The 8,508-nt window shown below is 40.5% G+C and carries 9 protein-coding genes and 1 pseudogene; 3 read left to right on the top strand and 7 right to left on the bottom strand.

The window, feature by feature from the left end:
* Positions 1-191: 191 nt before the first annotated feature.
* The 3 genes from G396_RS0108315 to G396_RS0108305 all read right to left on the bottom strand — a co-directional run bounded on the left by G396_RS0108315 (position 192) and on the right by G396_RS0108305 (position 2,729).
* Positions 192-824, bottom strand: a complete 633-nt coding sequence (locus tag G396_RS0108315; protein ID WP_028125683.1) for a DUF937 domain-containing protein — start codon at positions 822-824, stop codon at positions 192-194.
* A 94-nt stretch (positions 825-918) separates the two neighbouring features.
* Positions 919-1,356, bottom strand: a complete 438-nt coding sequence (locus G396_RS0108310) for a MaoC/PaaZ C-terminal domain-containing protein (protein WP_006417905.1) — start codon at positions 1,354-1,356, stop codon at positions 919-921.
* A gap of 80 nt (positions 1,357-1,436) precedes the next feature.
* A complete protein-coding gene (locus G396_RS0108305) occupies positions 1,437-2,729 on the bottom strand; it encodes an alpha/beta hydrolase (protein WP_028125681.1) in 1,293 nt (430 codons plus the stop codon).
* A 148-nt stretch (positions 2,730-2,877) separates the two neighbouring features.
* Here G396_RS0108305 and G396_RS0108300 point away from each other — a divergent pair, with 148 nt between their 5' ends.
* Positions 2,878-3,519 carry a cytochrome c biogenesis CcdA family protein gene (locus G396_RS0108300; protein ID WP_248623927.1) on the top strand — a complete coding sequence of 214 codons (642 nt, stop codon included), beginning with the start codon at positions 2,878-2,880 and terminating at the stop codon, positions 3,517-3,519.
* Positions 3,520-3,532: 13 nt separating this feature from the next.
* Positions 3,533-4,189 carry a TlpA family protein disulfide reductase gene (locus tag G396_RS11045; protein WP_051221253.1) on the top strand — a complete coding sequence of 219 codons (657 nt, stop codon included), beginning with the start codon at positions 3,533-3,535 and terminating at the stop codon, positions 4,187-4,189.
* 283 nt (positions 4,190-4,472) lie between these two features.
* Here the strand turns inward: G396_RS11045 and G396_RS0108290 are convergent, their stop codons facing one another.
* The 4 genes from G396_RS0108290 to G396_RS0108275 all read right to left on the bottom strand — a co-directional run bounded on the left by G396_RS0108290 (position 4,473) and on the right by G396_RS0108275 (position 7,858).
* Positions 4,473-4,853 carry a HesB/YadR/YfhF family protein gene (locus tag G396_RS0108290; protein WP_028125679.1) on the bottom strand — a complete coding sequence of 127 codons (381 nt, stop codon included), beginning with the start codon at positions 4,851-4,853 and terminating at the stop codon, positions 4,473-4,475.
* Positions 4,854-4,876: 23 nt separating this feature from the next.
* The gene (locus G396_RS0108285; protein WP_028125678.1) at positions 4,877-5,671 is read right to left on the bottom strand and encodes a Cof-type HAD-IIB family hydrolase; all 795 of its coding nucleotides are present in this window, start codon (positions 5,669-5,671) and stop codon (positions 4,877-4,879) included.
* Positions 5,672-5,876: 205 nt separating this feature from the next.
* Positions 5,877-7,070 carry a glycosyltransferase family 4 protein gene (locus G396_RS0108280; protein ID WP_028125677.1) on the bottom strand — a complete coding sequence of 398 codons (1,194 nt, stop codon included), beginning with the start codon at positions 7,068-7,070 and terminating at the stop codon, positions 5,877-5,879.
* Positions 7,071-7,117: 47 nt separating this feature from the next.
* Positions 7,118-7,858: a glycerophosphodiester phosphodiesterase gene (locus G396_RS0108275; RefSeq protein ID WP_028125676.1), complete on the bottom strand. Its 741-nt coding sequence runs from the start codon at positions 7,856-7,858 to the stop codon at positions 7,118-7,120.
* A gap of 474 nt (positions 7,859-8,332) precedes the next feature.
* Here G396_RS0108275 and G396_RS12165 point away from each other — a divergent pair.
* Positions 8,333-8,508: pseudogene (locus tag G396_RS12165) on the top strand (IS5/IS1182 family transposase); the annotation flags it as partial.

The raw sequence follows: 8,508 nt of genomic DNA, 5'->3' as shown, positions 1-8,508 counted from the left end.
AGTATCCTTCATGTTGTATTTTTTAGCTAACGGTTTGTATCCAATCGTATCCGAAAGATATTCTGCGACGACTTTCATTTTGAATTCTAAGCTATATTTAGCCATACAAAGACCCCCTAAAGTTGGATTTTTTGGTCCAACTTTAGGGGGTCAGTACACACGCCCGGTGCTTTTAATATTTAACAAGCTAATTATTTTTGGTTGAACATATCTAAGATTGAACCTAAGATACTGTCATCACTGTCATCAGCTGTTTGTTGGTGGGCTGGTGCATTATCAGCGCCAAATAGGCCACCTAAAACAGAACCTAATAAACCGCCTTCTTGACTCTTCTTAACTAATTCATCATTGGCAGCTTCTTGGGTTTGTTTACGAACTTGTTCAGAATCTAATCTTTTATTTTTCTTTTCTTTAGCAAAGTAAGAAATTAAAACAGGAACGACCAATACAAGCACACGTTTCACTGCAGCTGGGGTAATACCAAAGGCATCGGCTAAACGAGTGATTACTGAATCTTTATCTTGTAAGACATGACCTAACATCTTGTCACCATCTTCTTCATCCGCATTTTGTACGTATGCTTCTAAAGAATCATGACTATTGTCTTCAGCATGGTCTTGTAAGGCTTGATCAAATTTAGATAAACCTTCATCTGTTTGATTATTACGGTTAATCGCTTTTAAAATCATTGGTATGGCAGCAGCTAAGACTGAAGTTACTTGGGAAGCAGATAAACCTGACTTACTCGCAATTGCGTCAATATCTTTGCCATTTCCTTGGTTAAACACATCAATAACTGAACCTACTGTATCAAATAATCCCATTTTTAATTCCACCTTTCTTGGTTAACTTAATCATAGCATAGACGCTGGTAATCACCTACTGATATACTCAAACAAATTTCTCCTAAATGCTTACTTAGTTAGACAAAAGTACCTTTGAATCAAGGATAATCATTTTTTTACCTGCTTGATTGTAAGCCGTGGTCACTAAATTACACACCGCTTGGTCCGGATTGGAATCCGTATAGTCAATTGATTTAAATTCAGTTTTTACCGACATGACATCCCCAGGTCGGATTGGATTAGACCATTTAACCTTGACTTCAATTCCAACAATGCCTTTGGCTAAATCGAGACTTTCAACCATCAACCGCATGGCAACACCTGAAGCTTGCCAACCAGAAGCCGCTAAACCTTCAAAAAAGGTGTCCTTGGCGGCTTCAGGATCCAAATGGAAAGGCTGAGGATCGTATTCTTTAGCGAAGTCAATAATCTTGTCTTGGGTAAATTCATAAGTTCCATACTCAACCACATCGCCAACTTGATAATCTTTTACTAATTTAGAACCTGCCATAATAAAACCTCCTCATATTTTTGGAAACGTTTTTTTAATTTTAACAAGTTCTTTTCAGATTAACGAGAAAAATGCTTAGCCTAATTCTTTAAAGTTTTCTCCAAAAATTTTAACTGGGCCTTAAAGACAGCTTGAGACTCTTGATTATCTTGAGATATTTCAAAAATATGCGGTAAAGATTTTTTATGATTTTTGTCATAAATTTGACTGGTGACATCTATCCCTAAAGTTTCTAAACGCTGAGCTAGGTCTTGATTTTGATTGCTAAAAGACCCCCAATTACCATCAGAAATAAAGGTTGGCACAAAGTCTGAGGTCGCATGGGAAATCACTGAAGCTTGGTTAACAGCCTGGCCTTTGACATAATCGATATCTTTAAAATAAGCCGCCACCCAAGTATAGAAGAGCCAGTCACAAGGCGGAAAATCAACCTGACCAACCCGGGCGGGGTCAACTGAACCAGCCACATTAATATAACCCTTAATATTTGCTGGCCGGGCAGCTGGTTTAAGTCCCATCTCTAAAGCATAATCGGGTGAAGTAATTATATTGACCATTTGACCAGCCAATTGACCTCCAGCAGAGTCCCCCATCAAAATGATTTTCTGGCTATCGATATCATATTTTTCGGCATTATCCAAGATATATGCCAAGGCTTCATTAATTTGAGCGAGTGGACCAGGATAGGCATTAACCGGTGCTAGTTCATAATTTATAGCCGCTACATTATAACCCGCTTGGACAAACTTTTTGAAATAATTTTGGTAAAGGTCTTGACCCTTGTCTCCTAGGATATAACCACCCCCATGGATAAAGAAAATGGTCCCCTTGGCTTGATTCGCTTGATAAAGGTCTAAATAATTGGAAGTTTTTTTACTAGGATATTCAAGGTTACGAAAGACCTTATAATTTTTCTCAGTTTCTTGACTGGTCTTGGTCTCAACCGGCATCAAGTGTTGCAAGGTCCGTGCATATAAGGTCGGATTGATAAAGGCAGTGGTCGTAATTATTGATAAAATAAAAATCACAGCAAAGACCAGACGCCCTAGCCATTTAAATGGTTGTTCCCACATTGGAATCATACGGTCCGGCTTAAGCCGGCTATCCCAAGCAAAATTTACCAAGGTATAAACTAGGCCAAAGATGGCCACCACTTGTACAAGAACAAAGTCCGGCCGAAAAGCAGCTAGACCCACCGCAGCCAGAACCGCTCCATCTAAAATTAGGCGAACTGGACCACCTTTTTGTTTAGCATGAACTGAAGCTTGGATTAAAATCAAGACGACCAAAGGGATGGCTAGCCAGTAGCCATAATTAAAACAGATCATTAAAGCTACAAATAGAGCATAAAGCAAGATATTTACATAATACATGGTGGAGGCCTCCTTTTTCTTAAGTCTATTATATAAGATAAGGTCCCAGAAAAAAATTGAAATCTCTAAGCAAATCTCCATCAAAAATTAGGTAAGTTTGTTATGATTAAACTACATTTTGTGAAAGGATTTAACCATGTTATATCTCATGTTATTTGTTGAGGGTATTCTCACCTTCTTATCGCCTTGCTTATTACCTATGATTCCACTTTACCTCTCCTACTTTGCAGCCCAGGATAGCCAAGCGGATAAGGGTAAAACCCTCCAGGCAGCTAACCTCTTTGTCTTAGCATTTTCCCTGGTCTTTATGGCCATGAGTCTGCTGGCAAATTATGTGGGGCAGTTTTTTATAAGCAATCAAAACCTGATAAATATAGTCGCGGGGCTGATTATTATAGGCTTAGGTTTGGACCAACTATGGGGCCACCGTTTTTCCAGCCGCCTCTTTGCCCGGTCCACTTCTCAGCAAGGGCAGCCCAAGTCTGCCCTTGGCTTAGGCTTCTTATTCGCCCTAACCTGGACGCCCTGTGTCGGGATTTATTTAGCCTCTGCCTTATCTCTGGCTATGACCGCCAATAATTATGGGCAGAGTTTACTAATGTTAGTCGCCTACTGTTTAGGGTTAGGGATTCCCTTTATTTTATCTGCTTTGCTGATTCAGGAAAGCAAACGGTCGATTAAACGTATTGCTCCCTATCTGCCCATCTTAGAAAAATTCTCAGCCATACTCTTAATAGTTTTTGGCATCTTAATGGCCACCGGGAAAATCAGTTCCTGGTTAGGACTCTAGAAAGGAGAAATTAATGAAACGCTTATTATTTTTAGCATTAGCTCTACTGCTTGTTTTTGGAGGTGCTTTTTTTATCCAAGAAAGTCAAAAAGAATCTGGTCAAGCGGAATTAGCTCAATTAGCCAGCCAAGAAGCTAGTTCTGAAAGTCAAATACAGGAGGCTGCGAGTGCTAGCTCTAGCCAAACTTCAGAGACCAGTCAGGATGGCTCTAATCAGAGTAATGAAAGTGACGCTGAGACAAAGCCCGTCCCCAAAATCCCTAACTCCCAAGTTATGACGGCAGATGGTGAAGAAGTTGACCTCCATAGTCTTATGACCAATGGCAAGCCAACCATTATTAACGTTTGGGCAGCTTGGTGCCCCCCTTGTCAAGAAGAAATGCCATATTTCCAAACGGCTTACGACCAATACAAAGACCAATTTAATTTTATTATCATCGATGGTCTAGCTTCTAAACCCTCTGAAACCATGGAAACAGCACAAGCCTTTTTAGCCGACAATAATTTAACTCTGCCTGTTTACTATGATGTCAACCGGTCCACCCAAATTAAATTGGGGATGAATATCTTCCCGACCACTATCTTATTTGACAAGGATGGTAACCGCCAACGCATCAATGGACAAATCAGCCAAGACCAACTGATGGCTTTCTTAGAGGCAAACTCTTAATATGATTTATATAGAGGCCACTTGATTTCAAGTCGCCTTTTTACGTGAAAAATCCTTCCTGCTCCATAATTATCGAATATGCTGAAAAATATAATTTTTCGCACCGTTTCTTTGCCGTCTAGTGCAAAAAATAATTATTCGCACCGATTCCCATCCTTTCAGTGCCAAAAATAGTTATTCGCACCACCCACAGATGGTTAGCAGCCCCCCATGTCTCCCATTACTCAAAAAAGCCGCGATTGGCTAGCCAAAGGCTGCCCTATCGCGGCTTTTTTTATAATTTTTAATATTGTGAAGCCCCTGAAGTGGTATCGGCCTTAACTGACGGACCTGAAGTCACATCAGCCTTGGGTGCCGGTGCAGATGAGCCTTCACTTGGTTGATAATGGTAGACGGGTTCATCCAATTCGGGATTATAATCGACAAAGAAATCATAACCGTTAAAGAACCACTCATCAGCTTTTTCGATAAAGAAGACGGTGTCCTTTCCCTGAACTAGAACCAAGGGATCCTTGGGTTCCGCTACGCCGACCCCTAAAGAATAATTATCATGAATGGGCGATGAACCGTAAACCTTGCCGAAAAAGTAAATTCCGCGGTCAGGACTCACGCCCATTTCTTCCACATACCATGCTTGCGCACGGTCTGATACTTGTAATTTCATGCTGAACTCCTATTTCTATTCTATCACTGACTGCTTGTCAAAAAGTCTTCTAAAACCTGTAACACGCCATCCTCCTTATTAGAGGGAGCCACCGCCTTAGCCGCAGCCTTAACCCGATCAGAAGCATTAGCCATAGCATAAGAATGACCAGCATACTCTAACATAGGAATATCATTGCCCCCATCGCCAAAAACCATCATCTGGTCCGGTTCAATCCCAAAGCGGTCACCTAAAAAAGCCAAAGCTGATTGCTTAGAAATTCCAGTAGGCACAATATCAATGGTCCCCCACCCTGAATGAGTTGCATGGGCATGGCCTTCAAGACGCTGGTTAATCTCCTTCGTTAAGGCAACAGTGTCCTGATTTTTGACTCGAAAAGACAACTTAACAAACTCATCTTCGGGTAGGGGCGAAAAACTCGGCACCCGCCGAATCGGACCTAGGAAAAACTTTAAAATCAAGCGTTGAGTAAAGGGAACCTCCTGCTCTATATAAGAGGTTTTAAGCCCTGATAGTGACATGCCAGGATAATGATATTCCGCCAACAGCCGCTCCATACTCTCCGCATCAAAGGTATTCTGGTGAATAACTTGACCCTTGTTCCAGATTAAGGCACCGTTATCCGCCACAAAAATCATATCATCAAGATAATCCTTAAATAATTTGGCCATCCGGTAATACCGGTTGCCAGAAATCGCAACCACTTTAATCCCCTGCGCTTTTAATTGGTCAAATACTTTCTTGAAACGAGGTCGATTATATTTATTAAAAGACGAAAGAAATGTCCCATCTAAGTCAAACGCCACCAAACGAATCATATCCCAACCTCCAATTTTTTGTAATTTAATTCAATCACATTGTAGCTCACTAGACAAGTAATTAGCCTAACAAGGATATTACTATGCTGAATCCATAAAAGAACATGATTTCCTTTAAAAATTTGACCAAAGCAAAAAAGCATTCAAGCAAGCGATCCAAGTTGATCGTCCAACTTTTCCTAGCTTGAATGCTTTTTTATTGAGCTTATTCATTTAATTCAAACAAACTTAAAAACTGTTGCCCCAGTGATAAATGGTAAGAGCTATGCCGCATTACATGCTTGGCTTGATGAATAATCCGAGCGGACTCATAAAATTCCAAGAGCCGCTGACTGGCCGCTTGCCAAGAATATTTTTCTGCTTCTTGGCGAGCTTGCACTTTCATCCTTGCTAAGATGTCTTCATGATCTAAAATTGCTAAGCTAGCCTGTAGCGAGGTCTTGTCTCCCGTCTTAAAGGTCGTTCCCGTCTGACCAGGAATAATTTGCTCCAAGGTCGCTCCACTCTCGGCCGCAATGACGGGTGTCCCTGAAGCCATGGCTTCTGAAATCACTAGCCCAAAGGTTTCCGAAGTCGATGGGAAAATAAAGGCATCCCCGGTTGCATAAGCCTTAGCTAAGTCCTGCCCCTTCAAAAAGCCCGTAAAGGTGGTTTTCGTGCCTTCAAAAACAGCTTCTAAGTCTTGCCGGGCCGGCCCATCCCCCACTATAGCGAGACAAATATCATCCCGACCTTCAAAAACATGGACTAATTGGTCTAGGTCTTTTTCCGCCGCTAACCGGCCTACATAGACTAATAATTTTTGTCCCGGTAAACCAAAGGTCCATTCACGGTAGAGCTTTTCATCATAGTTTTGGGGATGAAATAGGTCTAAGTCAATCCCCCGTGGTAAGACTGCTTGGGTACAAATATCTTGGTCGATTAATTCAGCTTGGAGGGTTTTTGACACAGTCACATTATAATCAGCGGGTTGATGCCATTTACGTAAATAATCCCACAAGAGTGGTTTCATAAAGCTTAAATTATAATGGTCTAAATAATTTGGCATATGGGTATGATAAGAAGTTAAAAGTGGAATATCCAAGCTTTGGGCATATTTAACTGCTGAAGTCCCTAACATAAAAGGATTCACCGCATGAATCACATCCGGTTGAAAGTTTTCAATAACCTTCTTCATCTTCTTAGAAGGGAGACCCCAAGGTCTGGAGGAATATAAAGGAAAAGTAAAGGAATCCATCACCTTAATCGGTACACCTTGGTATTCTTGAATGCCTAGGTCTGGTGAAACAACCAAGACTTGATGACCCATTGCTTGCAAGCGTGGAGTCATCTGGGCTAACCGGGTACAAATTCCATCCGTAGCTGGATAAAAAGTTTCAGTGACAATTAAAATTCTCATCAGTAACCTCCATGCAAAATTAATCCCGACGTTTAGACTAGTAAGGCTTATTGAAGCATTTCTAAAGCGTCTTCAGGGAAATTAGTAATCAAACGATCCAAACCTAGGTCAACCATTGCTTTCATGGCTGCTTTATCATTTATGGTATAAGCATTAATTTGAATTCCATGTTGGTGGCAGTTAATAATATCAGCCGGAACTAGGGAACCATAAAAAGGATGATAATGCCCTACTCCTTTGGCTTTACAGTAATCGCCGGGTTCTAAGAGGGAAGCGCCCGTTAGGAATCCATATTCTAAAGGTAAATCCCCCGCAAGTGTCATACATTCCCGAATGGACCGATGGTTAAAAGAGGAAATTAAGACTCGGTCAGCTAAATTATAGTGTTTAATTAAATCAATAACTTTTTGGACAATTCCTTCATAGGCAAAAATATTGGTCTTCAATTCAATATTCACCTTGATAGATAAAGGCTGCATCCAAGCCAGAAATTCATCCAAGGTCATTATGGTTAAACCGTCATCCGCTTGATTTTCTAGTTCTGGAAAGGCACCATAGAATTGATAGGACCGTAATTCTTCTAGGGTCATATCCTTAACCAAGCCGCTGCCATTGGAAGTTCGGTCAATGGCTTCATCATGGATAATGACCACTTCTTGGTCTTTAGATAAATGGACGTCTAATTCGATGCCCCAAATGGGTAATTCAGCTGCCTTCTCAAAGGCTAAGCGGGTATTTTCGGGATATTTTCCCGTATAACCCCGGTGTGCAATAATTTCTTGTATCATAGGTTAAAATCCTCCTCAATTTTACGGTCTTAAATTGACATTCCACTTTCTTAATCGAAGAGTAAAAATTTTGACATAACAAGATAGACCCTTAGTGCTTCTAATTTTACTAGTCGGGCTGGATTAAAACGAGCCACAAACACCCTGCAACTCCCTTCGTGGTCAGAGTAAAAGGGAAGTAGGTGCAACATCCTTTGCCTTGATGGTTAGAATAGATGCTTCTTGGGTAGATTCAGATACTCGGTAATACTTCTTACCCACTATACCAATCTATTATTAATTCAGTGTTAATTTTAATAATCCCTTTGTAAATTCAATGTAAAGAAAGAGGCTGGGCAAAAAGTCCAGTCCATAAAAAGACAAGGCCATTATCGCAATCGTGATAATGACCTTTTTTTATTATTTTAGTAAACATGAAAGCACTCACATGATATAATGTAAATAAGCACAAATACATTTAAAGGAGTGGCTTTCATGTATAAACATTATAACACATCTGATTGTTCTTTAGTATTAAATTTAGATTTTGATATCGCTAAAAATCACGATGCCCGTTTCATTAGCTTATTCGTTGATTCAATCCCTGATAGTGAATTTCCTAAACCTACTTCCACAGGGCGTCCAGGCCATCATCCTCGGATGATGTTAAA

The sequence above is a fragment of the Eremococcus coleocola DSM 15696 genome, from assembly GCF_000428865.1.
Lineage (GTDB): Bacteria > Bacillota > Bacilli > Lactobacillales > Aerococcaceae > Eremococcus > Eremococcus coleocola.
The sequence above is the reverse complement of the archived record's forward strand: the minus strand, read 5'-3'. Positions and strand labels throughout refer to the sequence as shown.